The following is a 23,234-nucleotide window of genomic DNA, read 5'->3' on the forward strand; positions in this document are numbered from 1 at the left end:
GTGCAGCGCTTAGGAGTTTCCCAGGCGGGATTGGTTGAAGGCCTCGGAATATGCAGCCAACACAGCGCTGGGTACCGAGACAATGGAGCTGACGAGGATGCGGATATTCTCGTCGTTCAACTCCTCCTCAAACTCCCAGCCGGCCACAACCGCCTTGACCTGATCCACCTGCAGATCAATCTGGGCCGCGGTAAACGACTTGAGGTCCATCTCCTCGACCTTCAAGCCAAGCGCCTTATGGCGCTCTCCCCAGTCGGCATACAGATCGGCGAGCGCGGTTCGGTCCAGGTACTTGAACTCGAACCCAACCTGCACCGGATCGCCACCGACCTGAGGAACCATGACGGTCGCGTGAAAGGTCGGCCTCTGGATCAGCGTGAACTTGGCCATGGGTTAGATCACCGCAGTCAGGTAGCGAGTGGGCTCGGACTGCAACGCCAAGCTCACGGTACGAGTGAGCAGGTTGTTGCGGGAAACGGCCGGCTGCTTGGAGAACGAGGTGTATGCCCCGTAGAACAGCGTGTCGTTACCTGGAAGGTTCAAGCGAGCTGCTTCAACCTGCTTCCCGGCATCGGCCTTCATCAGCACACCGTTGAATGGCTGTGCAGGGTCATCAGCGATAGTCAGCACCATGCTGGCCGCCGACTTATCGGTGGGGATCTGCTTGCCCTGGTCGTTCTCGAGGAACACCACATCCAGGTAGTTCTGCTCGCCGCCGGAGAAGGCCAGGTCAGTTACCTGCGGGATCTGTACCCAGGTCAGCACCTTCTTCAGGGTGCCCGCACCGTTGCCGGCCGGGAAGATCTGGGTATCGGTGGTGTCGATACCTTCCAAGGTGATGGCGGCCGCTGTCGCGGCCTTCACGCGCACGACCTTGTTATCCAGCTTGCTCCAGCCGGAGGTGATCAGCACGATGTCGCCGGCATCGAGATCAGCACCGACGACAGTGGCCACCGCCTCAGCAGCATTGGAGATAGCAGTGAACGGCAGTACAGCCTCATAGGTGGCTGCGTGCTGGAAAGTGCCGCCGTTAGGAATTTTGTATCCCATGGGTTTTTCCTCTTTGCAGAAATGACAAAACCCGCTCAATGGCGGGTTCTGGGTTTGCCCAATGGGCGAATTAGTTGGTGTCAGCGCGGTACTGGAAGGACACGGGCACGGTGTAGGTGGTGTCTCCCTGAATACCCGGGCCCTGGTCTGGTGGCGTCATGGTGATCACTATCAGGCCGCCCTTCTCGCTTCGCTCATATAGCGGAAACAGCGCGCTGATCTCGTCAGCCAGGCCGCCGGCCGGACCGCGGTACTTGCCCGATGGCACTACTACGCTGGCCTGGAAGACGCCGGTGTACAACCGGTGATCGCCGCCCAGGGTGTTGCTCGTAGTATCCGCCGGCAGCGTGTAGGCACGGAGGTAGGTTTCTCCGTCTTTTGGCATGTAGGCCTCGTTCTCAACCACCACCTTCAACGGCGGAACCCTGGCTTTCGCCCAAGCAATAACCCGGGCCTGGAAGATAGTGGCGATAACGTTATGGCTCATACCTGGTTGTTCCTGATGGCTTCGTCGACGATCTGCTGGAACCTGGCGAGCGTGATTCGAACCATGCCGCCGGGGGCCTGCTTGGAATGCCCGTACTCGAGCGGAACCGCATAAGGCAGGTTGTTCACGATGTAGGCTGTCTGGCCTGCTGTCAGCTGCCCGACCTGCAGCCGCAGCTTGGCCAGGGTCACACCTCCAGAAGGATCGACCTGATCCAGCGTGCCGTCGGCCGGCGTATCGATCGAAAACTGCCAGTTCCCCCGGAAGCGGCCGCCGATATAGTCCTTGCCGGCGACCAGGCCGTTCACGTTGAAGTTCTGGTCGCGCTCGGTCTTGGTCAGGGGCTTGGCGTACTTCACACCGCGGCGCAGCTTGCCGGCCTTGGTGAAGTTGCTTTCGTCCAGGTTGATCAGCGTGTTGCGCACCGAGACCTTGAAGTCGTAGTCGTCGGCTGCGCGTGTATTGTTTGTGCGGTGCGCCACGTTGGCCGCCCAGATCTCCGGATTACCCACCGGAGACATGCGAATCACGCTGCTGCCGATCTCGATCACGATCTCGCGAAAGGTGGCGTCAATGCCCGCCTGGGCCTGCTCGGCAAACTGGCGGATGTTCTCGGCGAAGCTGCCGTTCCTGCCCACGTACCGGTTCATGACCGCACCTGCAGCTCGTAAAGAATCGGCGTACCGGCAGGGTTGATCTCTTTCAGCGGCGGAACGATGGACCAGGTCAGGCCCTGAATGACTACCTTGTTCAGCAGATCAGGCGCCCACTCCAGCCCCTGGGCGGCGATCTTGAGCTTCTTGTCGCCCTGCTTGATGAGACTGTTGTTCTGGAATTCTTGCCCGGTGAAGTCGAGCAGGATGCCCTGCGCGGTTTGCTCGATGATGGTGTCAGGGCCGGCCGAGTCGGTATCAGGATCGTACTCACCGGGCTTGATGTCGCGGATAATAACGGCCTGGCCGAACTCTGTGATCGTCTCCAGAGCCATCACGGCCATTTCGTCGTAGAAGGTCATGATAGCTCCAGAGCCAAAAAACCCAGCGCGATGGCTGGGTTTTAGTAAGACAGTGATGATCAGCCGAAAGTCAGCGTAACCGTCGAGTTGGATGGATCCAAGGCGTTAAGAATGTCCACTCCAACTTCGGGTAGCAACATCCATTGAGGTTTTCCGAAAGTCTGCGGGTAGCCCATACCCCCATCTTCATGCCATCGACACGCAACGCTTAGATTAGGCTGGCCATCCCAAAATCCCGATGCGATTGCAAACTCACCATTATTGAAAATGATGCTCTGGACTTTGAATTTGTTTGTGCTATTCAACATGCTAATAACCTCTGTCGTTATCTGATTATCCCTTCGCTTTCAGCCACCTCAGTTGCGGCTCTACTTGCTCGGGGAGTAGCTACGATCCACCAAACGAAATGCTCTGTCAAACAACCAAGGGCTTCATGCCCGAACCGCAAACAAGCCTCGCTTTTGCAGGTAATCAGCAAACTGAGTAGCACTCGGCCGATCCGGCGCCGCCGGCAACAGCCTGGTGCTGGTGCTGGGGATAGCCGCGTATTGCCGCGTCACCGCGCCCTCAACACGATCTAGCAGCACCGCCCCCTTCCGTTTCTCTACCGGATCAATATCGTCCTGATGAATCTCAGCGGCCAAGGCCATCTGCCCGTACTGGATTCGCGCCGGCAGGTAGTTGTTTGGCTTGATCTCCTGGTCCAGCAGCACCTCCCGGCGCGGCCAGGACAGGCCTTGCTCACTGTTGGTCTTGCGCCCCTTCCAGGTCATGCCATCCATCGCCAAGGCCGCCCGGCGCAGCAACGCTTCCTGCTCAGGAACACCCGCAGGAATGACCGTGCCGAACTTCACGGCATACATGGCCAGGTCCTCGGCGCTTGCGTAGCTGTCGGCGTCAGGCTTGCCGGTGCCGTCCTCGATGATGAGCATTTGTCAGTCCTGTGCTTTGAGCAGTTTCAGCAGGGTTGGCTGATCAGCCTTGTCGTCGAAGGTTACTGACTTTTCTGTCAGGGCGGCCTTCACTTGGTCGAGATCGAACTTGTCGCGAGGATCAGCCGCAGCTTTGCCCGACTCGCGATACTCAGCCTTGAGCTTTGCCTTGGGCGGCTTCTCGGCTTCATTGTCACGGTTTTCGGTCATGTTCGCATCGATGATGCGCAGGCCGGCCTTCTTCGCGAGAGCCTTTACGTCATCTTCATAGCGGTGGAAAGGGCCCGGGAGATACCAGACGTTTTTATCAGTCATCGTTGTCACTCCGCTGGGCCAGGGCTCAACACCCCGGCGCAGTCATTGAATGGTTACTTGGAGGCGTCGCCGATCAGAGCAACACCAGCGGTGTGCTTGATACTGGTGGCGGTCTTGTCCCAGTTGGTACCGGTCGCCAGCTCGGCGTCCGTTGGAGACTTGCCGCCAGTGGTGGTGTCCCAGGTGTAGCCCTTCATGCCCAGGCCGAAGGTGTAGTCGGTTTGAAGCGTAGTTTCGATACGCTCCTTGCCGTTGGTGGTCTGGACGTTGCTGATGATGTCGCGGCCGTCGTGAACCAGCGCAGCGCCTTGCACCAAGGACAGGATGATTTCCTTGTTCGGGGTGCCGGCCTGCATCAGAGCCGGGGCATCCGTCACAACGGAGATCTTTCCGAGGATGTCCACCACGCGGACGTTGCCCGCCTGGAACAGCTGCTGCTGGTTCGCCAGGTTCTGACCCACCAACTTGTGGTAGCTGGTGCCCTGCATCACCTGGGTGACCAGGTTCTGGCTTGCGTCGCCGAACTTCGCGTGAGCGTTGTTCAGGCCAGCGTAGGTGATGCCGGCGGTAGCCGACACATCGTTGACCGCGGCGGCCTGGGCGGTGATTGCTGCAACCAGAGCGGCGATCGCGGTGTTCAACTGGTCCTTCAACAGGATTTCAGCGAACGCGCGGCTGGCGACTTCGATACCTTGCGCGGTTGGACGCTCCAGCCAGGTCATCTGCGACGGCTCGTAGCGGATCGGGCCGAAGCCACCGGCGACTTTCACCGAAGTGTTCTTCAGCTCGGTCAGGTCGGTGGCAGCAACGGTGGCGTTGGTGCTGTAGCGATCCACCCGGCGCTGAGCAGCCGCCAGGGTCTGGAAGAACGACTCTTGAAGGAAGTCGCCAGTAAAACCATCAGGAGAGAGCACGATTGCGCCACGGCTGGCAGCGTTGAAAGCGGCGAGATACTGATCCAGCGTCTCGAGAGTCGCCGGCATGATGTATTCGTTGAAGACCTGCATTTGAGACAGGGACATGGGTTAAATCCTTAACTGAGAGGGAGATCTGGGAACTTGCCGGCGATTGCGGCAGTGCGTTCCGTTTTGGTGCCGCCGATGTTTCCTTTTGCGGCCCCGCCGCCACCTCCAGCACCGGCAGCCCCGCCGCCCGATGCCTTACTACCCGCGATCAACGGCGCGAAGGCCGTGTCGTTTGCGAATTCTGCTTTCAGCTCATCCAGCGTTGCCGCCGAGAGCTTGCCCTGCTGGTCGAGAACGACCACAACAGGCTTCCCGTCGCGCTGCTCGACGCTCAGGCGGCGTTCAATGTGCGGCAACAGGGCTTTGGCGCTGCCTGGGATTGCCAGGGCAGACGCGATGTCAGTAGCGGTACGGCCAACGGTCAGATCCCGGATCTGCCCACTCAGCGCCCCACGCTCCTGTTCCAGCTGGCCGCTCAGCTCAGCTTCACGGCGCGCGTACTTTTCGGACCAGGACTTTTCAAGCTCATCAACGTTGCCCGATTTGCGTGCGAGTTCTTCTCGCTCAAGACGAGCTGCTTCTTCGGCTTCGCGCGCCTTCTTCTCTGCGGCTTTCTTCTCGCCGAGCAGCTCATCAACCTTGGCCTTCAGGCCAGTTACATCTTCTTGCTGCGGCAGACCTTCAATGCCGAGTACGAACTTGCCGTCCTTCTCGGTGTAAAGGGCGCGCACGGCTTCATCTACCCCTTCCAGGGTATCCAGTTGGAATTTCAGCATTGGTTGTCTCCCAGAGACGTAGGTGCAGGCCCTGCCTGCGTTATGAGCGAATCATGCTGTGGTGTATGGTTGGAATTGGCTGCAGACATAGACCCCTATGACTGGCCGAACCGAGTGCATCAACATGATTGGTGATAAACAGTGGCGCTCTGACAAGCGCAAAAAAGGGGCAGCCCTGAAGGAGTTAGACGCCTTCATAGAGCTGCAGCGTAACCATGGCAATCTGCTTGAAGACACTTTGACTGGTGACTTCGGCCGCAGCCACGGCGACTACAACCTCGCGAACCAGCAGGCCAAGGCTTGCGTCACGTTCGTCGAGGCGATGATGGATGGTCGCACCGAACTTCCTGCAGTACTGAAGGAGGCGGTTGCTGCCAAGCGGGCCAAACCTGCGGCTGACGAGGCAGAAGTTGCCGCGCCAGCCATCGCGTAACACCGCAATAAGAGCGCGGAACTAATCACTCCGCGCTTTACAAGCCGGCCCGCTCGAACGCCAGAGGCTCAAGAGCCTTCATCTGCACGAGGGTCAGAGGTGAAAAGTTTCGATCAAGCTGCAGTTCGGCGAAACGTTCGATGCTCAGGCCGCCATCCCGCAGTAACTGGGCGCGTTTCGGGCCTATAGCCTTGTTCTGAAACGCCGCCGGTTGCCGTACAAGCCAGTCGTAGTAGCTGAGGTCTGCCCTTACCTGCTGCGGGCCAGCATCGCCGACGGAAGCCCTCGTAGCGCCCTCGGCGAACAGCGTGCTAAATCGGGTCACCGCCACCACCGTCGAGCGACAGTTGATGTGGATCGGCGGTCTTGGCCCCTCAGTCAGCTTGAAACGGCGCTTATCAAGCGTCCGGCATTGGCTGGTTGTCTTCGAATCCAGGGTGCTGACCCACTCCACCGACTGCACGACGTCGCTGTTTTCCTTCAGCGTCTCCATGCGCGCCTGGGTGGCGACGTGCTGCACCGCCGTCCGCACGATTGCGCCGGCGTTGCGGTTGGTCGTGGCCAGGATGCCGTCGTTGTAGTTGAGCGCTTTGGTGCCCCGAATGTTCTTGATGATCTGGAAGTTGGTCTGGCCTTCGAAGAAGCCCTGCCTGATCGCGCCTGTGAGGCGTTGTCGCTCGGTGGAGGTGAAGCCATCAATGAACGACTTGAGCAGCTTGCCGCCGTCCACACCGCGCACACTGAGCGGATTGGTGAGGATGGCCGTCTTGATTGCAGCAGCGCCTGGCACCGCTGCTTCGAATGACACGCCCGCCGGGGCCGCGCGAGTGAGGCTGGTGGCTTCAAACTGCGCCTCGTAGTTGGCGATATCAACCAGGTCGAGATTCAGCTTCTCGCTGTACTGATCGAAGATCCCCAGCAGCAAGCTGTCGACTTCGCTCAGTAGCCGCTCCAGGCGGGCGACGGTGTAATCAGTCAGGTCCGCCCGGGTGAGCCGCTCGCGTATCGAGCGGTCGATCTCCTTGAGGAAAGGCGCAAACTTCTCAACCTCCCCCGACTTCAGTTGCTCCAGGAAGACGGCGTGGCGAATCGTGGCATCAAGGATTGCTTGGTTTGCCGCCATTCGGGATTACCTCATCGTCATCCAAGTCAGGGCCAGTGCTTTGGGCTTCGAGCTCGCCCCGGATTTCGTCGTCCGTCTTCTCTGGGTCTATCACGCCGCGATCGCGCAAGTACTGCCAGAAGTCGCCCTCCGGTAACTTGCCGCCCTGCACCGCATTGAACAGTGCCACCAGGATCGTCGGATCCAGAGTGATCTGGCTGAAGTCCTGGTTGAGTTTGTAGATCGCTTCGCCAGGAGCATTCACGAACTCGGCCATCCAGGCCAGGCACTGGCTATACGCTTCGCTGACGTTGCTCACCACCAGAGAGAGAACGCTGTGTTCGGCAGCGCTGTCGTTGTCGGCCTGGGTTGCGGTCTTCACCGCGCTACCACGCTCGATCAATCGGGCGCCCAGGGACACCATGTCCTGCTTCTTGGCGTCCATGGCCTCCTTCACCAGCGTGTTCGGCTCAGGCTGAGCAAACCCGCACGATCCACTGGCTGGAAGTGTCAGCGGCGCCCTGGAGCCGACATAGATGCCATTGACTTCAAGGTGGTCTCGCCAAGCTTCGTCCAGGCCGGAGATCCAGAACTGCGGCTGCCCCGAGAACCAGACCGAGTCTTCATAGTCCGCACTGTTGCAGTAATGGCCGATGTTCAGCACGGCCATGTCGTACAGAGGCGAGTCGTCGATGCTGGTGTCGTTGTTCTCACTGCCGAGAAACTGAAAGGGGATAACGCGCCAAGGCTGGCCGGCGCCGCTCAGTGGTGTAAACGGCGGGATGATCATCGCCGTTTCACTTGAGTTCTCCTGCCAAACTTCCTGGGTATAGAGGCCAGCCTCATCCAGGCGCAGCACGCGATACCGCACGACCTTTTCGCTACCAAAGCCATCATCAGTGTCTATGTCAGCTTCTTCACGCAACACGACCAAGCTCAGCAGGTGCTGACCGCCGACCCTGCGGGTCTTCCAGTTCCTGATGGATTCGGCCGGATAGCTCGCCACATTGGCCCGCGCACGCCCCGCTTTTTCATCAGCCTTGCTCACCGTGCCAGCCTGAACAGCGGCGTAGTCCACCAGCAATCCGTGCCGGCCAACCTCAAGCAAATGCCCGATGACAGACTGCGACTGCTGATAAACACTCACGCCCTGCCCGTCGATATCCGTGGCGACGTAATCGAGTGCGCCAGGAACAGTCAGGGTTGGCCAGGTACGGAACACTGCGCCCACCAGGCTATGCTTCGTTCGGCCTGTGGCGTTGTAGAAGACGGCGCGTTGCTTATAGGACTTGTACCGCTCGATGTTCTCAGGGCTCGTGTCGTGATGATTGGGCTTGGGCAAATACACATCGCCGCGCCCCTTTACCGTCTCAGAGCCCTTGCACACGTCGCGCACCAGACGCCAACGGGACTGCGCCGCGTCGTATTCCGGGCGGGTGTATGTGACGTCTGCCATTAGCGTGCGAATCCCATTTTGATTGATTTGACCGGTTTCCTCGCGCTCTTCGCGACAGCGAAGTACCGGAAGCCATCGGAGCCGTGAGACGTCCAATCGTGAAGCGGCTTGTCTTTCCAACAGCCGCGCTTGTCGTCCCATTCCTTGCGGTAGTTCTCAAGGCAGGACACACCCTGTTCGCATTTCGAGTCATCAAAGACGCACTTGGGCAGTATCTCCCGCACCTGCTCGATGCCGTCATTGACGCCGAGCTTCGGAACGACCTGGAACGTCATGCAGTACTTCTGACCGTCGATGTCATAGCCCTCACGAGCCAGCTCTCGACGGGTCTTGGCATCGCTGCCGAACTCTCGGTTGTCGATGTCGTGCGGCCCCCAGTGCTCGGAGTAGGTGTAACCCTTGTCCTTGAGCACCTTCATGTAGTGCCGCAGACCCTCGCCTGAGTTTTCGTAGTAGTCGATGACGTGAAACTCTTCGCCGACCTGGCGCACGAACCAAATGGCCGTGGAGTCACCGACACCGATGTCCCAGAAGGTCATCACTGGAAGGTGGCTATTGTCGGGAATCACCCCGATCCGCTGCTGGGCGTAAAGCTTGGTCAGCTGCTGCGCGTAGTAAGCGCCCTCGACCGACTGCTGGAAGGCTTCGACGGGGATTGACGGATATTCCCGCTTCATGTCGTCGCCGAGTGTCTTTTCCTTGGCTGCGTACCAGGCGCGCTGGCCGTCATCGGTGACGATGCCATGCTTGGCGTGCAACTCATTGAAGTAGTCGGTCAGGCGCTGTGGGATGACCACATCGGTCGCGTCTAGGCTGTAGGCCTTGTTGTTCCACCAGCTGAAGAAAAAGAACTTCCAGTCGAGCAGGCCCAGCGGTACACCGGAAAGCTGCTGCCTCTCCGCCGATTGGCTGTAATCAAAGAAATACCCCGCCCGGCCCTCTGCCGTTGACTCGATGGTGACGAAGCACTCAGCGGCCACCGCCTCGAAAGCGCCGGTGACGATCTCCCGCGCCTTATGCGGGAACTTGGCGCAGATCTTCCCAAACTCGGATACGTGCAGGTAGCGCAGCGTGCCGCCCCGGAACGAGGTTGAGACATACAGCGAGCCGCCCTTACTGAACACCAGCTCACCCGCAGCGTCGTTGCGCGCCGGGTTGGCAGCACGGAGCTCTTTCGGCAGATTGTCGTAGGCGTACTTGACCTTCTCCCGGAAAAGCCGCTTCGCGTCGTTGAGTGTGTGAGCGATAAGCGCGCACTTCGCAGCCTCGAACAGCGCCGCATCCAGCTGGACGATGCACACCAGTGTCGTGAAGCCCAACTGCCGAGCCTTCAGGATGATGTTTCGGGTATGCATCCCCTGGAAGTAATCGATCTGCTCCTGCGTCATGCGGAAGCGAACCTTCTTACCCTGCTTGTCGGTGATGAAGTAGAGGTTATTCAGTCGCCAGAATCGATCCCGAAGCAGCTTCAAGTGCTCGGGCTTCATGTCAGGCGTCCTGTGTTAGTTCATCCATCATCTTCGAGATCTCGTCGGCGTCGTCCGTCTTCTCCTTCTCGTCCAGGCTGAATGCCTGACGCTCCAGGACTTGCAGGTTCTTCATTGCAGAGGAAAGCTGGAACAAGGTTTTGGAATTGCTGGGTAGCGCGACAGCAGCGAGCATTGAGGCCCGACGCATGCCGTTGTTGTCTTCGCTTGTCTCGTCGATGATCGCGTCTTCGATCTCTTCGCGGCGCTGGATGGTATTGAGCAGGTCATCCATCAGCAGGTTCGCAAGGTTCGAGGCCTTGCGAATATCTCGGCGATGGCTGCGAACCACCCGAGCGCCTTCTTCTGCGGCCTCTTCGATGATCTCGGCGTCAAGTTCGCAGTTCGCGCCTTGGTCGTTGCGAACCTCTCCGCGAACCAGCTTGCTGCGAACCTCTTTACGTACCTGGTCGGAAAGGTCTCTCGCCCATCCTTGAACCTTGGCTTTCTTCCGGATTGCCGTGTCGCTCACGCCTTGGCGCTCTGCGATGGTCCTGATGGAAAGCGCCCCGGCCCGGTAGGCGCGTTCGATTGCCTCCCAGTCGGGTTGCTTGGTTGTCATAAATTATCTCAGGCAAGCCTAAAGGCGGGATTGAAATAGTGGTGCGTTGCCGGTATTGATGAGGATCAATCGAACGGAAGGAGCAATACTGATGCCAACGCTTTTGGAAACCGTCCACTCTGCTGGCAAATACATAGAAACGCCGGTCGTATCTCGCCCTTACGCTGTAGCGGCCGCACTAGAAGTGATTGCGGGCCTCGCGGCGAGTGGCAGCCCGGCCACGAACCTGGCTGCCGAGTTCGAAAATCTCTCGCTTTACGCTGACAAGATCCAAGAAGCCCTGAAAGTTAAGTGACCCATCTGTGCCGCACTCACCTGCGGCACACCTACCCTTCCCCGATGTCGAGCAGCACATCAATCAGCTTCTGCTCACCCAGGCGCATCGCGCCAAGGCATTGCAGGTCGTCGCACTTGGGGCCGAGACCGAACACGGTCACCTCTCCTTTCGCTCCGATAAGCGTCAAGGCGCCTACAGTGCATTCCGGATGCTCACCTGCATCAAGGTCGTCGGCGATCTTACGCAGGGTCTTGGCAGCGTCGCGCCAGTCCTCCCGCTTGAACTGCAGAACGTTGATAGTCATGCCGCCCCTCACACTTGCGCGCCACGATTTGGCGCATTCGAAAACGTGGCGCGGATCGCAGTTACCCGACGCGCTGGCCGGAGATCACCTCGCCGAGCGTCAGGCCATGCCGGCTTCGCTGTGACTCGATACCCGCCGCTATATCCTTGGCGACCATCCCTTCCGCAACGTCGTCGGCGATCTGCCCGTTGGCGAATTCACCGATGACACTGGATGCTGCACCGTGCTGCGAACCGTCCTGATTCGACATTGCTTCGTAGCGAGTCACGACGTAGCGAGTTACTGGGCGAACTTGGTATTCGTTACTCATAAAGCCTCCGGCCTGCGCACAGGCTGATTGTGGGTGAAGCGTGTCTGCTACTTAACCCGCCGCTCGATACCACCTGGCGCCTTGTCGCAGTGCAGGCAGTGCTCGCAATTCAGAGTCCGACACAGCCAGGCTTTTACGGGCTGCCAGTACGTGACCATGAAGATGTGCCGGGCACCGGCCAGGGCCAGGGACACATGCAGCGTCAGGCCGGCCGAGCTCGGACCGAAGAAGATGTTCTGACTGCGCGCCATCACGACAAACCCGCTGATGGCGATCGCCGAGTAGATCAGCTTGCCGAGGATGCCGTCTCTCACCTTCCCGCTCAGAACGCACCAGGTAGCCCACAAGGCGATCAGGCCGCAGGCAATGGAGTTGATCAGTTCAAGATTCATGGTGGATTGCCTCCCCCGAACCTCTGGCGGATAAGAGCCCAGAGGTCAGCGGATTTGATAGCTCGGTTGATGGCAGCCAGAAGCGAGCCGCCGAACGCCCCCAGGAGAAAGCCGACACCCGCAACGATCTTCGGCTCGGTAACGCCAAGGTAGGTGCTGACCATGCTCGTCAGGTAGATCGAGCAGGCCATGCCTGTGATCAGAAAGATCACCCAGGCTCGCCAATCACTCAGATCGTCCTTGTGCCACCAGCTGGCGATCACGGCACCAACGAGGCCTGCGATCAGCAATTCGAACCTGTCGATCTTGTCGAGCAGGCGCTGTAGATACTCCATGCGCTCGACTCCGGGGGGCATGATTGAAGAAAAAAGGCCTGCGTCGGCCTGGGCATTGCCCAAAACAAAAAGGCCCCGATCAATGTCGAGGCCCTGAATAGGTGCGCAGTCTTTCCCGCTGTCAGCCAAAGACCTCCCCAGCGTCGACGCCCCTATGCATCGATCTCGCTGTTCTTGTCTCGCACCACCTCGTAAGCATGTGAGTCCGAGGCGCGCGGGCTGCCGGTGTTGATTCCGTACGTCGCACTATCCGGCTATCGACGTCCAGGCGTTCCCGAGGGCTGTCCTGGCTACAGTTGGATTTTGGGCAATAAAAAACCCGGCGCTGGGCCGGGTTCAGGGTTTCGTGTGCGTTTCGCGTTACTTGTGCACTATGGGAAAAGTACGCGTAAAACCCCGTCATGTCAATATTATTATGCCGCTTCTTGATCTTTTTCCGAGTGGATCACCTGCCATAGCGGCTGCTGTGCCTGAATATCCACTTCCTTTATCACTTCTTTCAGGGATTCCCATAGGTCTAGCCAGTCGCGCGTCCAGTTCTTCGGGTCGATGGTGACGCCGAAGAATGTCAGCATCTCAGCGGCAACACGGGCCGGCCCCCACTCTGCCGATCCGGCGACCTCCCCCTTGTACGATTGCAGGGCCAGCGTGACCAGGTACTGCGCCTTAACGCGCTTGGCCGATGTAAGGTCTGGCAATGCAGCCTTGGCGGTGATCAGCAGGACCGCATTCAGCAGGTGCCGCATGTTCATCGCCGGGTGATACAGGTAGTGTCCGAACTGCTGCACCTGGAACGGCAGCGTGTCGATGGCCCGCAGCACCTTGCCGATCGTGGCCAGGTGCGCGGCGCGGGCGGTTGACCGGCCAAGCGGCGTACCGCGCGTCTCGCTGATGCTGATCTTCTGGCGCACAACCTGAATGCGCTCCTCCTTGTCTTCCCCAAGCGCAGCGAACACGGCCTCGGCGCGGCGCATACGCTGCCCCTTCTTTATCGGTGCCGATTGGGCCTTGTCGATGGCCACAGCGCTGATCGACGCATTCGATTCGTGCTGAGCCTCAGTCCATACCTGCCTTGCGTTGATCAGTTTCATGCTGCGAGCCCCTTTTTCAGTTCTTTGGTCTTTGCCCGGTACTCGGCCTTGATGGCCTTGATCTCTTCCACGGTGTACTTGCAGGCGGGATGCAACCCTTCCAACCAGGCCACCTTCTCGGCGCCGATGCGCTGCACCAAGCGGATTCGGTACTCCACGGCGTTGCCGGACAGGTTGCGGTTGCACTTAACGCACTGCCGGTGGATGTTCAGCGGCTCGAAACGCAGCTCAGGGCATGCGCCCACGGAGCGGTAATGCCCGGCGTCCCACCGGCTTCCGGTCATGAGGTCGCTGTCGTTCGGCGTCGAGTCGCAGCTGATGCACGGCAGGTGCGCGTCACGCAGGCGCACGTACTCGTTAACCGCGGCCTGGGCTTCGCGCAGGTGATCCGCCCGGCTCTTGAGCTTCTCCTTGCGGACCCGGATCTCAGATCGCTCGACCTGGCCCAGCGACTTGCGCGCCTTCGCCTCGTTCACGTCCTTGATGGCCAGGCCGCACTTCGGGCTGCACACGGCCTGCCCCAGACGCTGCGGGACGAATAAGGCCCTGCATGCTGGGTTCTTACAGGTCTTGGGCTTGGGTTGCTTGGTGGCGAGCATCAGCGGTCCTCCCGCTTCTGGCGCATGTAAAAGTTCGCCACCACTTCGGCAAGAAAACGGCAGCCAAGCTCAGACAGACCGCTGGCGAACTCGCAGGCCGCTTCTGCCCGACTCGCATACTCTCTATCCAGTCGAAGCGCGACAGCACTGCAAAAACCTGCAATGTCTTCCGCGTCCATTTCCTTGACCAGCTTGTCGACGGACAAAAACACGGTCGTTTCGGTGGTTATTCCAAGTCCGTCGCTCATCAATACCGCCCTCCCCAATTGTCTTTCTGCGTCCACCGAACCTGGTGTTCGGCGCCAAAAGCAAAAACCCATTCGATCAACTCGGAGCACTGCTTCACGGTGAGCTTGCTTGTGCGCTCGTAGATGACGTCGAAGCCGTTGCCGTCTACCGCTGGGATCATCTGCGGCTTGTCGCCCGTCTCGCGAAGCCAAGCAGCCGTCAGCAGGCGCTTCCAGATCAGGACGTCCCACTTCTTCCCGGCGTGCTCGACCTGGGCGGCGATATCGGCCAGCGCCGCGTGCAGGGCCTTGTTCTGCTCCCCACTGCGATCCACGTCGGTGATGGCCAGCTTCTTGGGCTTGGCCAGGTCCAGACCGGCGATATAGCCCATGGCCTTGGTGCGCTCTGATTCGTTGCGGATCTGGAGGCTGGTCATGGCCGATCTCCCTTGCCCATGGCGGCGCGGCGGCCTTCGTGGAACGCCATAACCTCTTGCATCCCGTCATCGACGGCGACAATCTCCCGGTCGAAGTAGGCCTGACTGTCGGTTTCACCTTCTGGAGGCAGCTCGCCAGGGCCCGCCAGCGAGTTGTAGATCCACTCCATTGCGGCAGCCGGGCCCTTGCCATGCTCTTCCTCGATGAGAGCCGACCGCATGGCGAGGATGTAGCGGCCAAAAAGCAGGTCCATCTCCCTGATCCGCATGCACGAGAGTTCGTAGTCAGCCTTCAGCCCCTTATTCACGGACTCATAGGCTTCGTAGCCGGTGCGCAGGCCAGCGAGTTCGGACTTGAGCTGGTCGCGCTCGGCAGCCAGCGCTTCGAAATCTTCCAGCGGCCCAAGAACGCCATCCCCGCCGCAGGTGCCGCACACGTCCATGTCAGGTTCTGGCGGCTGGTTGTGACCCTGGTAGGAACTGTGACCGGAATAGACTTCGCCCTGGCCACCGCAGTCGCGGCACACGAAAAGACGAGCCTTGACGCGTTCGTTCTCGGCGATCAGGGCCAGAATGGTCGCGGGATTGGCAGCAAGCACCAGATCCGCATAGTCCTTGTTCTGCGCCATGAAATCTGGGAATGACCGGTTCTGATGAACGTCAAAGACGATGCCGTTGTCATTGCGGATGTACAGCGCGCCGTGACTGGGCATGAAACGAAGCGGCTGATGCTGCTGGCACGTCTCGGCAATCGCTTTCAAATCGCGGAAGTCATTCATTCGGCGAACTCCTTAAGCAGTTGGCGAGCGCCCATGACGGCCCCCTTGTCGCCGGATGTGCGACTGATGTCCTTGAGCCATTCCAGCATTCGCGTGTTCTGAGCTTTCAGGTCGATGACAAACCCGAGCAATGCATCGCCGTCATCGTCCATATCTGCCTTGAGCGCTTCTCCGATCGCGCCAATGTCGCAAGCGGCGGCCAGAAGCATGCGTTTATGGCTCTCAAGATCCTTGATCAGGGCCAGGACGCCTTCCCGCGCCGCAACCATGAATTTCGCAAAGTCGGCATTGCAGGCTTCAACGTAGGTCTGGCCGTCGTAGTCGTAGTCCTCACCCTCGAGTCGGAATGGCTTGCCGTAGACGGAGTAAAAACCAGTCGCGCCTCCGCCCAACGATTCCCCCGCTGGGCCATTGAAGAACGGCTCGGCGTTGCTATCCCAATCCAGATCGGCCGGGAATGCCTCGGCCAGCCGCTTCAGTTCGGTGTAGTCAGTCATGTCAGAAACCCTCCTTGCCGCGCTGCGATTCCCACTCGAACGGAATGACGATCACCCCGCCCTCCCGAAGCCTGTCTGCGCAACGCTCTCCGATAGCGATGGCCAAGGCCTTCGCGTCGAGGTTGGAAACGATGACGGTTGGTCGCAGCTCTTCGTAGCGGCCATTGATGATTGCGAACAGGGTGGTCAGTTCGAAATCGCTGGGCTTCTCCTTGCTCACGCCGATTTCGTCGAGGATCAGCAGCGATGGGCTGATCAGGCTCGCCAGGATCTTGCTTTCACTTTGGTCGGTGGAGGAATCGTTGAACGTCGCCTTGATGGCTTGGAGCACTGAGCCGATGGTGCGATACACGGCGGTAGCGCTCGACGTGGCAATGATTTGGTTGGCAATGGCGACCGACAGGTGAGTCTTGCCGGTACCGGGTTTGCCCAGCAGGAGTAGGCAGCGGCCGGCGGCGGCGATCTGCTTGAACTCAGCGGCATACCGGGCACAGGTCTTCAGCGCCTTCTTCTGCTCGGCAGTGTCCGCGATGTACCCAGCAAACGTCTTGCCCGCGAAGCGCTTGGGGATCAGCGCGGCGCCCAGTTTTTCCACCATGCGCATGCGCAGTGCCTGGGCCTCCTGGGCCTCTTTGCGTGCGGCTTCTTCCTCGTTGCGAATACGACTGCACTCTGGGCACCCGGTCTTGAACTCCCGGCCAAAGATCACGTTCACCTGTTGCGGGAACTGGCCGTGGTCTTCGCACACGCCCGTAGCTTGCTGCAGTGCCGCAGTGGCACTGGGCATCGAAACGATCTTGTCAGAACCCATAAGATCCATCCTCACGCTGAATCAGGCCATCGGTGTAGTTGCGCTCAGAAAAGCCTGTGTGACGCGATTTGGGCGCTGGCACCGGCGCGGATTCCGCCAGGCGCTTAATCACCCAGGAAGCCTTGAAACCCTGCCAGCCGGAATTCAGCGCTTCGGTGATTGCATCGTCTGCGGTGATCCCGGCCTCGGCGCACTTGGCCAGCTCGGTGTTCACGGTCGCCCAGACGGTGGCGGTCACGGCGGCACGCTTGGCCTTGCGCTGGGTCAGCCAGTCGGCCAGCAGTTGCTCAGGGACGTTGTGTGGGTTGTCGGCCAGCAACTGGGTCATACCGAACGGTGCCTTGCGATCAGGCTTCGTCGGTTCGGTTTTTGGTTGGGGCGGATTAATCTCTTTCGTAGAAAGAGTTAATAGGGGTTCTTTCTTTGTATAAAGAAGGGAGTGAGCAGTTTTGGCCTCACTCGCAGGCGGTCTCAGTGAGACGATATTGTCTGAGTGAGACGTTTTGGTCTCAGTGAGACTCGGTTGTTTTTCTTCGAAGAAAGACCACTCGCGGACAGGCGCGATACCGATATCCCCACGGCTCCCGCCAATGCGAAAAATGATCCGGCGCTCAAGGAGGTGACTGATCGCCTTCGACGTGACGTCACGGCGCAAGTTGGTCTGTTTGCCGATATCGTCGGCAGTCAGGCGTTTGGTTTCCAGTTGATAGCCGATGGTCTGGCGTGCAATGGCCATGAGCACGCGCAGCTCACGCGCTGGCAGGTCAACCGTAGCCAATGCCTCCATAAGGCTATTGTCCATACGGGTAAATCCCCGAGGGTTGTGTAACGCAAAAATGTTTGGCATGATTTCTCTCGCATAAAGCTGTTGAAGAAGCCGACCTCGTACGTCGGCTTTTTTGTGCCTGGAATTCAGGCGATGGATTTCAATGGCCGCGCCCCGGCGAGCAACTGCTCCGCACGACGCCCCAACTCCCCCGCCTTCGCTTCAACCTGGCGGCACTGCTTGGCGAATGCTGGCAAGTGCGGCAGGTCCTGCTCGCACATAACCTGGTCGTCAAACACTTCGCTGCCGGTGTCGATCACGTCGCCAAGGGCTCGGATCAGCGCGCCGAAGCTCTTGTTCGCACATTGCTCGCTGGTCATCTGGCGGGCGCCAGTCAAGCCATGGCGGCTCGCCAGCTCGTTCAAGCAGTGATCACGGTATTCAGGCTCGAGAGCGTTGACCCACGACTCTTCCAGCCAGGACGGTATTTCCTGATCGCCGTTCAGCCAGCGCTGTACACGCTTGAGCCAGCGGCCGGTCGCCTTCACGAACTCACTCACATCGCCGGTCAGTTCGGGCGAATTGAAGTCGGGCACTTCCTTCTTCTTTGCACGATCAGGGATCGATAGATGCAGCTCGCGGCTGAGCGCCTGGGCGAAATCGTCCTGGCTCAAGCTGGTCCGGGCGATCTGGTTTTGAGCGTGGGCGACCAGCACCTGATCACGGGTTTGTACGGCCTGTCTGGAACTGGACGTTTGCATAGGAACTGCTCTCTTCTAATCTGGCTTCAATGGAACGGCGGACAGGGATGTCAGGCGGCGCCGCGAAGGACTTTGTGCGCCAAGTCGAGAAGATCAGGGCGAAGACCCGCAATGGTGATCTCGCCACCAGATGCGTCCTGAAGGCGTTCAGCCAAGTCCGCAGAGGCTTTGCGGTGACCGCCTGCCAGCTGCCACAGGTGCCCTACCGTCGTCTTAGCAGCGGCAGCCACTGACTGGCGCCGTTCGTTTGAAGCGCTGGCGAGCCAGTCACGCAGATGGTCATTCATGGGATCTCTCCTTAAACATAGGAGAAATTTAGCTTATGGCTAATATCGTAGCAAGGAATATTTAGCTTTGAGCACATTTAGCATTCAGCTAAAGGCTGGCATTCTTGCCCGCATGGATATTTATGCGATTCGCAAGCAGAAACTGATCAGTCTGATAGGAACCCAGAGAAAGGGCGCTTGCGCCGAGCGCTGGGGAATGGCACCTGCACACCTGAGTCAGATTCTGTCGGACAAGACTGCAAAGAACCTTGGGGACGATGTTGCGCGGCGAATTGAGGTTGTCGAGAAACTCCCTAGGGGTTGGTTTGACTCCATCTCGGCCGATGAGTCGTCATCTCTAAATGGCGGCGACGCGGAAGGCGAAGCATCGGCGCAGAGCGCGGCCGACCAGGTAAGGAAAATGCTTGCGAAGGTCAGCGGTTTGACGAGTGCCGCTCGCGACCGGATCATCGCGGCGGCTGACGAGACGAGTAATATCATAACCGTCGACTTCTCCCGCCCCGGCCAGGTCGGTGACGAGGTGTGGATTGCCCACTACGACGTGCGCGCAGCCATGGGCGGCGGGCAAATTCCGCACGAGTACCCGGAAATGCTCCAGGACATCAGGGTCAGCCCGAAGCACCTACGTGACCTGGGCCTCACGTTCAAAGAGCACTTCCACCTGAAAATGATCACCGGATGGGGCCAGTCGATGGCGCCGACGATCAAAGACCGCGACCCGCTGCTCGTCGACATCACGATCCGAGAGTTCACAGGGGATGGCATCTACCTCTTCTCCCACGACGAGATGCTGTACGTGAAGCGCCTCCAGAAGAAAGGAAAAGACCGGTTCAAGATGATTTCGGATAACAAGCACCATGACCCAGAGGAAATCCGAGTGGATGACACCCATATTCTGGCTCGAGTGCTCTACGTTTGGAACGGACAACCGGTGTAACGCAATGGCCTTGAACAAAACCCGTCAGCAGCTGCGCCGCGACCTCAAAGAGGCTGCGGCCCCGCTCAAGTGGTCAGGCGTGGATCTGAGATTACAGAGAGCAAGGAGCACCAGTGAGAAAGATTCTGCATCGCCAAGGGCCAGCAAAATTAAGGGCGGCCTACAGAAGATTTGCGCGGTCCATACGGGCAAATGTAGGACACCTTAATAAAAAAGGAAGGCGCTCCGAAAAGAGGAAACTTGCCGAAAAGCCTCACATAGTAGATGCGCCTAGTAAGATGGATCTTTACAGCCCAAAAAATCACCGGGCATTCGTTTTGTTCCTCCAGCGAATTAGACAGTGTGTAAGCACGACCAGTAAAACTGTGATAAACCTAAAAAACTGCTCACGGATAACTGCCGGTGCGGGGCTTCTTTTTTTTGCAGAGATTGACCGACTAGTTAAAGCATTTCCGCAAAACAGTATTAGGTGTATAAATCCAGAAAACCTGAGAAGTGGCCCCGGAAGGTCTGACAACAGTAACTTTGTGGAAGGCGCTCTAAATCAAATCGGATTTTATAGATTGATCGGGCAGAAAAACAACACCAAATCGTCCGTAAGATCGGTAAAAAGATGGCACCAATTATCTGGCGATTCTGCGGACGGGAGTCTTGCTAGTTCGCTACTCCAAACGCTGTCTAAAGAAGTCTCTCCCCAAATCTTGAAACAGTTATACCGAGGGGCAATTGAAGCAATCGCCAACTGTGTAGAACACGCCTATCCCTCTCCTCGACAGGACGGCCTAGGAATACCTGACCCACGCTGGTGGATGCTCGTCGGCATAGATGATGAGAATCTAACAATTATCGTTTGTGATTTAGGTGTCGGAATACCAAGCACTTTACCTGCAAAGCATAGTGACTCATTCCTTAGCAATCTAAAGAGCAGACTAGGAATTACTGGAAGTTCTGACTCTGAAATGATTAGAGCCTCAACTCACATTAAAGAGACCAGAACGAAACTTAAGTATAGAGGCAAGGGTGGAAAGGACTTCCGAAGTATGCCAGCGACCTTCACGTCATCGTTCTTAGCCATAAGAAGCAACAAAGGGTCATTTTTCATTACCGGAAGAGATCATCAACCATTTAAGTCAGTATCTTCTCGTAAGTATATTCCCGGAACAAACAATTCAGAGTCTACGATTGAGCACGACGAATCAATATGTGGTACGCTTGTTGAGTGGGCAATCCAAGTGAAGGATTTGCAAAAATGAAAGATATTTACGTTAAAAACTTTAGTGAATTTCCGGGACCAAGAAAAGAATCAATCGGTCCGAACTCAGGTGAGCGCTTCAGAGATGAAGTTTTATATAAAGCAATTAAAGATTTACCAAACGAAACTTTTCGCATACACCTCGATGGAACTGCCGGATATGGCTCATCTTTCCTTGAAGAGGCTTTCGGCGGTCTAGTTAGGCTGGGGGTTTCAGAGCAAACCATGAGAGGAATCATTGATAATTTGGTCTCGGAAGAAGACCCATCTTTGATCGTGGAGGTTTCCGAATACATAGACGATGCCATACAGGCGCTAAAGGAATAGGCATGGCATCTAGCACTTTTCAAATTGCATTCTGGACTATAAGCATATTGTTTGCGATGTTTGGCTTAATAGTCACAATTATCGGATGGCGAGTCAACGCAGCAAACTCTAGAAATCTGGCGCGAGTGAAGGACATCCACGACTCTATTGATGGCTGTGTAAAAGCGTTATCAGACCTGGAAGATCTCGCCTACTCATTTTGGCTTGACGCCGATGAAAAGGCAAAGCCATATCAAATGATCGTAGGCCATCGCCGACTTACTCATCGACTTAAGCAACTTCAAGCGCTTACCAGCGGACCCATTCCAAGTCACGCGATGATAAGTCTGCGACAGAGCTGTACCCTCGACTGCGAGATTAGAACAGTACCCTTGAGTGGGGAGGATGTGCGCATTAAGCGTATTTCCCTTGCTGCCTCCAACATCCTTCAGTCCAGCATCTTGCAGAAGAGCTGGGAGGAGAATACGGAAAGGGCTGCTTGATTCGCTTGCTGGAGTCTTGCACCTGTTAGCCCGGCCCAGCGCCGGGCTTCTTGTATTTGCCCTCCCCGATCTGAATCCGTAGCAAGCCAATGGTGGCTGTACGCCATGAATGGTAAAGTGCCAGCTCATTTACGGGAGGGATCCAATGAAAGGGTTTGGGACGTTCGCACTGATTGTCGGCATCTGCTGGCTGATCTTCGCGATGAGCATGGATGTGTCCGTCTCGACTGGAGTAGGCGGCCGGGTAAACAACCTTGGCCTCATGGCTGAGCGACAGGTGCACACCATCGTCGGCGGCATGATTGCGCTCGCCGGACTGCTTATGGTTTTGCTGGGCGGCAAAGGCTCCCCCGATGCTGCCCAGGCGGAAAAAGACACTCGCCCCTGCCCAATGTGTGCCGAGAACATCAAGACTGCCGCAGTCAAGTGCAAGCACTGCGGGGCAGACGTTGAGCCGGTGGCCGCACCAAGGCTTAAAAATGGCTGGGTTGCCTCCACCGCCTGCCGTGACCAAGAGGAACAGCAGCGCACCACTGAAGCCATTGCCAGTACCGGGCTGCCGGTTGTTCCAATGATCGGTCTGGCCGTGGGTGCGGGCCCTTTTGAAACGAAGGAAGAGGCCAAGCAAGCCCTGGCCACGATGCGCGACGGCCCCCGGCTTTTCAGCGAAATCGTCTACAGAGACTCGGCGAGTGGAAAATACCCACCGATTACGGACTAACGCCTCAAGCACACCATGGCCCGCCAAGCGCGGGCTTTTTCTTGCCCGTCAAAAAGGCGCAGCCTCTTCCTCTAGCTCAAACTCCGGGTCGCCCTTCCCTGCCGGCTCGACTTCCTGCTGCACCCACCTCACCGTCACGCTGCCGTCGTCGTTAAGCGTCAGCTCAAGTTCTTCGGTATCAGCGATCACGCCCAGCACCTCTTCCCACTCCCGATCCCCATCCGTGTCCAGGCGATGGATCGTCACCCACCGCTGCGTCTGCGCGACTGGGTGATTGATCATCGATGAGACGCGCAGCGCAAGACGCTCCATGCCACTCAATTCTCCCCGAGATGCGGGTGCAGCCTGCTTCTTCGCCATGAAATCCCCTTCCAGCCAAATGCTGTATATCCATACAGCTTATGGAAAAATCATAGCTCACTGCTAACTGGCGCGTAAAGCGCTTATGGACTCAAGCCAACGGTGCGGAGAGATCTGTCGAGTCGATTTAATTTCGCCACTCGCTAAATATTTAGCTTGGGGCTATTGACGGCATTTTAGCTTGAGGCTAAATTAACTCCATCGCAGCGACACAGTCACTGCGAAGGGCCTCCGGCCTGCCGCTCTTTAAAAACATGACGTGACCACCGCGACGTACCCAGGCAATTACTTGGGTCGGAAGAAGCTAAATCGCCGCCCATGCAGCCTCTGGATAGCTGCCGTACTCCCTCATGTGAGTACGCGAAACCACGCACACAAACTGGCAATGCATCGAACACGAAATGTGCGGCGCCGGTGAGAGACGACTCGGCAGCTGTGAGTGGTGGAGACAACAGATTTCACTGGCTGGCCTTGGCGACAGGGCCAGACGGGAAACCAACCGGAGTAACAGCCATGAATGAAGTTCTCGTGCAACAACTGCTGGCCAAGGCACGCAAGAGCCTGGCTGCCGGCGACAAGCTTCAAGCCGCGGCGTGGCACAACCTGGCCAAGTCGGCCCGGGGCGCTGATCACCGGATCTGAATAAATCCCGACAAGGAAAAC

36 protein-coding genes are annotated in these 23,234 nt (G+C 58.0%); 8 read left to right on the forward strand and 28 right to left on the reverse strand.

Features of this window, described 5'->3' with window-relative positions:
* Positions 1-9: 9 nt before the first annotated feature.
* The 9 genes from CF161_RS28510 to CF161_RS28550 form a co-directional block, all read right to left on the reverse strand.
* A complete protein-coding gene (locus CF161_RS28510) occupies positions 10-390 on the reverse strand; it encodes a phage tail assembly chaperone (RefSeq protein ID WP_020300106.1) in 381 nt (126 codons plus the stop codon).
* A 3-nt stretch (positions 391-393) separates the two neighbouring features.
* Positions 394-1,050 (reverse strand): phage tail protein, encoded by a 657-nt coding sequence (locus tag CF161_RS28515; RefSeq protein ID WP_020300107.1) that lies wholly within the window; start codon positions 1,048-1,050, stop codon positions 394-396.
* A gap of 70 nt (positions 1,051-1,120) precedes the next feature.
* Positions 1,121-1,537, reverse strand: a complete 417-nt coding sequence (locus tag CF161_RS28520) for a phage tail terminator-like protein (protein ID WP_020300108.1) — start codon at positions 1,535-1,537, stop codon at positions 1,121-1,123.
* Positions 1,534-2,187, reverse strand: coding sequence for a hypothetical protein (locus CF161_RS28525; RefSeq protein WP_020300109.1), 654 nt, complete (start codon positions 2,185-2,187; stop codon positions 1,534-1,536). The genes CF161_RS28520 and CF161_RS28525 overlap by 4 nt, the downstream gene beginning before the upstream one ends.
* Positions 2,184-2,552, reverse strand: coding sequence for a hypothetical protein (locus CF161_RS28530; RefSeq protein WP_020300110.1), 369 nt, complete (start codon positions 2,550-2,552; stop codon positions 2,184-2,186). Before CF161_RS28530 ends, CF161_RS28525 begins: the two co-directional genes overlap by 4 nt.
* 431 nt (positions 2,553-2,983) lie before the next feature.
* Entirely contained in the window at positions 2,984-3,484 is a 501-nt protein-coding gene (locus tag CF161_RS28535) for a DnaT-like ssDNA-binding protein (RefSeq protein WP_020300111.1), read from the reverse strand.
* Between the two features lie 3 nt (positions 3,485-3,487).
* A complete protein-coding gene (locus CF161_RS28540; RefSeq protein ID WP_020300112.1) occupies positions 3,488-3,799 on the reverse strand; it encodes a hypothetical protein in 312 nt (103 codons plus the stop codon).
* A gap of 53 nt (positions 3,800-3,852) precedes the next feature.
* On the reverse strand, positions 3,853-4,821 hold the full coding sequence (locus CF161_RS28545; RefSeq protein WP_020300113.1) for a major capsid protein: 969 nt from the start codon (positions 4,819-4,821) through the stop codon (positions 3,853-3,855).
* 11 nt (positions 4,822-4,832) lie between these two features.
* A complete protein-coding gene (locus CF161_RS28550; protein WP_020300114.1) occupies positions 4,833-5,540 on the reverse strand; it encodes a hypothetical protein in 708 nt (235 codons plus the stop codon).
* A gap of 124 nt (positions 5,541-5,664) precedes the next feature.
* Between CF161_RS28550 and CF161_RS28555 the strand changes: the two genes are divergently transcribed.
* Positions 5,665-5,973, forward strand: a complete 309-nt coding sequence (locus CF161_RS28555) for a hypothetical protein (protein ID WP_156882749.1) — start codon at positions 5,665-5,667, stop codon at positions 5,971-5,973.
* A 37-nt stretch (positions 5,974-6,010) separates the two neighbouring features.
* Here CF161_RS28555 and CF161_RS28560 read toward each other — a convergent pair whose 3' ends face one another.
* The 4 genes from CF161_RS28560 to CF161_RS28575 are packed head-to-tail and all read right to left on the reverse strand — an operon-like array spanning position 6,011 to position 10,619.
* A complete protein-coding gene (locus CF161_RS28560) occupies positions 6,011-7,096 on the reverse strand; it encodes a minor capsid protein (protein ID WP_020300116.1) in 1,086 nt (361 codons plus the stop codon).
* The gene (locus tag CF161_RS28565) at positions 7,071-8,531 is read right to left on the reverse strand and encodes a DUF4055 domain-containing protein (RefSeq protein WP_020300117.1); all 1,461 of its coding nucleotides are present in this window, start codon (positions 8,529-8,531) and stop codon (positions 7,071-7,073) included. Before CF161_RS28565 ends, CF161_RS28560 begins: the two co-directional genes overlap by 26 nt.
* Positions 8,531-10,018, reverse strand: a complete 1,488-nt coding sequence (locus tag CF161_RS28570; protein WP_020300118.1) for a phage terminase large subunit — start codon at positions 10,016-10,018, stop codon at positions 8,531-8,533. The genes CF161_RS28565 and CF161_RS28570 overlap by 1 nt, the downstream gene beginning before the upstream one ends.
* A gap of 1 nt (position 10,019) precedes the next feature.
* Entirely contained in the window at positions 10,020-10,619 is a 600-nt protein-coding gene (locus CF161_RS28575; RefSeq protein WP_020300119.1) for a hypothetical protein, read from the reverse strand.
* 91 nt (positions 10,620-10,710) lie between these two features.
* Between CF161_RS28575 and CF161_RS28580 the strand changes: the two genes are divergently transcribed.
* On the forward strand, positions 10,711-10,914 hold the full coding sequence (locus tag CF161_RS28580; RefSeq protein WP_020300120.1) for a hypothetical protein: 204 nt from the start codon (positions 10,711-10,713) through the stop codon (positions 10,912-10,914).
* 31 nt (positions 10,915-10,945) lie between these two features.
* On the opposite strand, the gene CF161_RS28585 is transcribed toward CF161_RS28580, so the two are convergent.
* The 14 genes from CF161_RS28585 to CF161_RS28655 form a co-directional block, all read right to left on the reverse strand.
* The gene (locus CF161_RS28585; RefSeq protein WP_020300121.1) at positions 10,946-11,200 is read right to left on the reverse strand and encodes a hypothetical protein; all 255 of its coding nucleotides are present in this window, start codon (positions 11,198-11,200) and stop codon (positions 10,946-10,948) included.
* A 61-nt stretch (positions 11,201-11,261) separates the two neighbouring features.
* The gene (locus CF161_RS28590; protein ID WP_020300122.1) at positions 11,262-11,510 is read right to left on the reverse strand and encodes a hypothetical protein; all 249 of its coding nucleotides are present in this window, start codon (positions 11,508-11,510) and stop codon (positions 11,262-11,264) included.
* Between the two features lie 47 nt (positions 11,511-11,557).
* Entirely contained in the window at positions 11,558-11,902 is a 345-nt protein-coding gene (locus CF161_RS28595) for a hypothetical protein (protein WP_020300123.1), read from the reverse strand.
* On the reverse strand, positions 11,899-12,237 hold the full coding sequence (locus CF161_RS28600) for a hypothetical protein (RefSeq protein WP_043230687.1): 339 nt from the start codon (positions 12,235-12,237) through the stop codon (positions 11,899-11,901). Before CF161_RS28600 ends, CF161_RS28595 begins: the two co-directional genes overlap by 4 nt.
* 413 nt (positions 12,238-12,650) lie before the next feature.
* Positions 12,651-13,328, reverse strand: coding sequence for a hypothetical protein (locus tag CF161_RS28605; RefSeq protein WP_020300125.1), 678 nt, complete (start codon positions 13,326-13,328; stop codon positions 12,651-12,653).
* Entirely contained in the window at positions 13,325-13,927 is a 603-nt protein-coding gene (locus tag CF161_RS28610; RefSeq protein ID WP_020300126.1) for a recombination protein NinG, read from the reverse strand. Before CF161_RS28610 ends, CF161_RS28605 begins: the two co-directional genes overlap by 4 nt.
* Complete coding sequence (locus CF161_RS28615; protein ID WP_020300127.1) at positions 13,927-14,175, reverse strand: hypothetical protein; 249 nt, start codon at positions 14,173-14,175, stop codon at positions 13,927-13,929. Before CF161_RS28615 ends, CF161_RS28610 begins: the two co-directional genes overlap by 1 nt.
* Positions 14,175-14,591: a recombination protein NinB gene (locus CF161_RS28620; RefSeq protein ID WP_020300128.1), complete on the reverse strand. Its 417-nt coding sequence runs from the start codon at positions 14,589-14,591 to the stop codon at positions 14,175-14,177. The genes CF161_RS28615 and CF161_RS28620 overlap by 1 nt, the downstream gene beginning before the upstream one ends.
* On the reverse strand, positions 14,588-15,370 hold the full coding sequence (locus CF161_RS31845) for a hypothetical protein (protein ID WP_020300129.1): 783 nt from the start codon (positions 15,368-15,370) through the stop codon (positions 14,588-14,590). Before CF161_RS31845 ends, CF161_RS28620 begins: the two co-directional genes overlap by 4 nt.
* The gene (locus CF161_RS28635) at positions 15,367-15,867 is read right to left on the reverse strand and encodes a hypothetical protein (protein WP_020300130.1); all 501 of its coding nucleotides are present in this window, start codon (positions 15,865-15,867) and stop codon (positions 15,367-15,369) included. Before CF161_RS28635 ends, CF161_RS31845 begins: the two co-directional genes overlap by 4 nt.
* Before the next feature lies 1 nt (position 15,868).
* Positions 15,869-16,678, reverse strand: coding sequence for an ATP-binding protein (locus tag CF161_RS28640; protein ID WP_020300131.1), 810 nt, complete (start codon positions 16,676-16,678; stop codon positions 15,869-15,871).
* Positions 16,668-17,480 (reverse strand): replication protein, encoded by an 813-nt coding sequence (locus tag CF161_RS28645; protein WP_371106559.1) that lies wholly within the window; start codon positions 17,478-17,480, stop codon positions 16,668-16,670. Before CF161_RS28645 ends, CF161_RS28640 begins: the two co-directional genes overlap by 11 nt.
* Before the next feature lie 110 nt (positions 17,481-17,590).
* On the reverse strand, positions 17,591-18,205 hold the full coding sequence (locus tag CF161_RS28650) for a hypothetical protein (protein ID WP_020300134.1): 615 nt from the start codon (positions 18,203-18,205) through the stop codon (positions 17,591-17,593).
* 50 nt (positions 18,206-18,255) lie between these two features.
* Complete coding sequence (locus CF161_RS28655) at positions 18,256-18,492, reverse strand: hypothetical protein (protein WP_017479602.1); 237 nt, start codon at positions 18,490-18,492, stop codon at positions 18,256-18,258.
* A 112-nt stretch (positions 18,493-18,604) separates the two neighbouring features.
* Here CF161_RS28655 and CF161_RS28660 point away from each other — a divergent pair, with 112 nt between their 5' ends.
* The 5 genes from CF161_RS28660 to CF161_RS33500 all read left to right on the forward strand — a co-directional run bounded on the left by CF161_RS28660 (position 18,605) and on the right by CF161_RS33500 (position 22,211).
* Complete coding sequence (locus tag CF161_RS28660; RefSeq protein ID WP_043230760.1) at positions 18,605-19,429, forward strand: S24 family peptidase; 825 nt, start codon at positions 18,605-18,607, stop codon at positions 19,427-19,429.
* A 113-nt stretch (positions 19,430-19,542) separates the two neighbouring features.
* A complete protein-coding gene (locus tag CF161_RS32960; RefSeq protein ID WP_156882750.1) occupies positions 19,543-20,682 on the forward strand; it encodes a hypothetical protein in 1,140 nt (379 codons plus the stop codon).
* Positions 20,679-21,008 carry an STAS-like domain-containing protein gene (locus CF161_RS32580; protein WP_084471764.1) on the forward strand — a complete coding sequence of 110 codons (330 nt, stop codon included), beginning with the start codon at positions 20,679-20,681 and terminating at the stop codon, positions 21,006-21,008. The genes CF161_RS32960 and CF161_RS32580 overlap by 4 nt, the downstream gene beginning before the upstream one ends.
* A 2-nt stretch (positions 21,009-21,010) precedes the next feature.
* Entirely contained in the window at positions 21,011-21,490 is a 480-nt protein-coding gene (locus CF161_RS28665; RefSeq protein WP_020300137.1) for a hypothetical protein, read from the forward strand.
* 145 nt (positions 21,491-21,635) lie between these two features.
* Positions 21,636-22,211 (forward strand): hypothetical protein, encoded by a 576-nt coding sequence (locus tag CF161_RS33500; protein ID WP_020300138.1) that lies wholly within the window; start codon positions 21,636-21,638, stop codon positions 22,209-22,211.
* A gap of 48 nt (positions 22,212-22,259) precedes the next feature.
* Here the strand turns inward: CF161_RS33500 and CF161_RS28680 are convergent, their stop codons facing one another.
* The gene (locus tag CF161_RS28680; protein WP_020300139.1) at positions 22,260-22,571 is read right to left on the reverse strand and encodes a DUF1654 domain-containing protein; all 312 of its coding nucleotides are present in this window, start codon (positions 22,569-22,571) and stop codon (positions 22,260-22,262) included.
* Between the two features lie 513 nt (positions 22,572-23,084).
* On the opposite strand from CF161_RS28680, the gene CF161_RS33505 reads away from it, so the two are divergent.
* Positions 23,085-23,213 (forward strand): hypothetical protein, encoded by a 129-nt coding sequence (locus CF161_RS33505; protein ID WP_020300140.1) that lies wholly within the window; start codon positions 23,085-23,087, stop codon positions 23,211-23,213.
* Positions 23,214-23,234: the final 21 nt, after the last annotated feature.

This window comes from Pseudomonas sp. CF161 (assembly GCF_000416215.1).
Lineage (GTDB): Bacteria > Pseudomonadota > Gammaproteobacteria > Pseudomonadales > Pseudomonadaceae > Aquipseudomonas.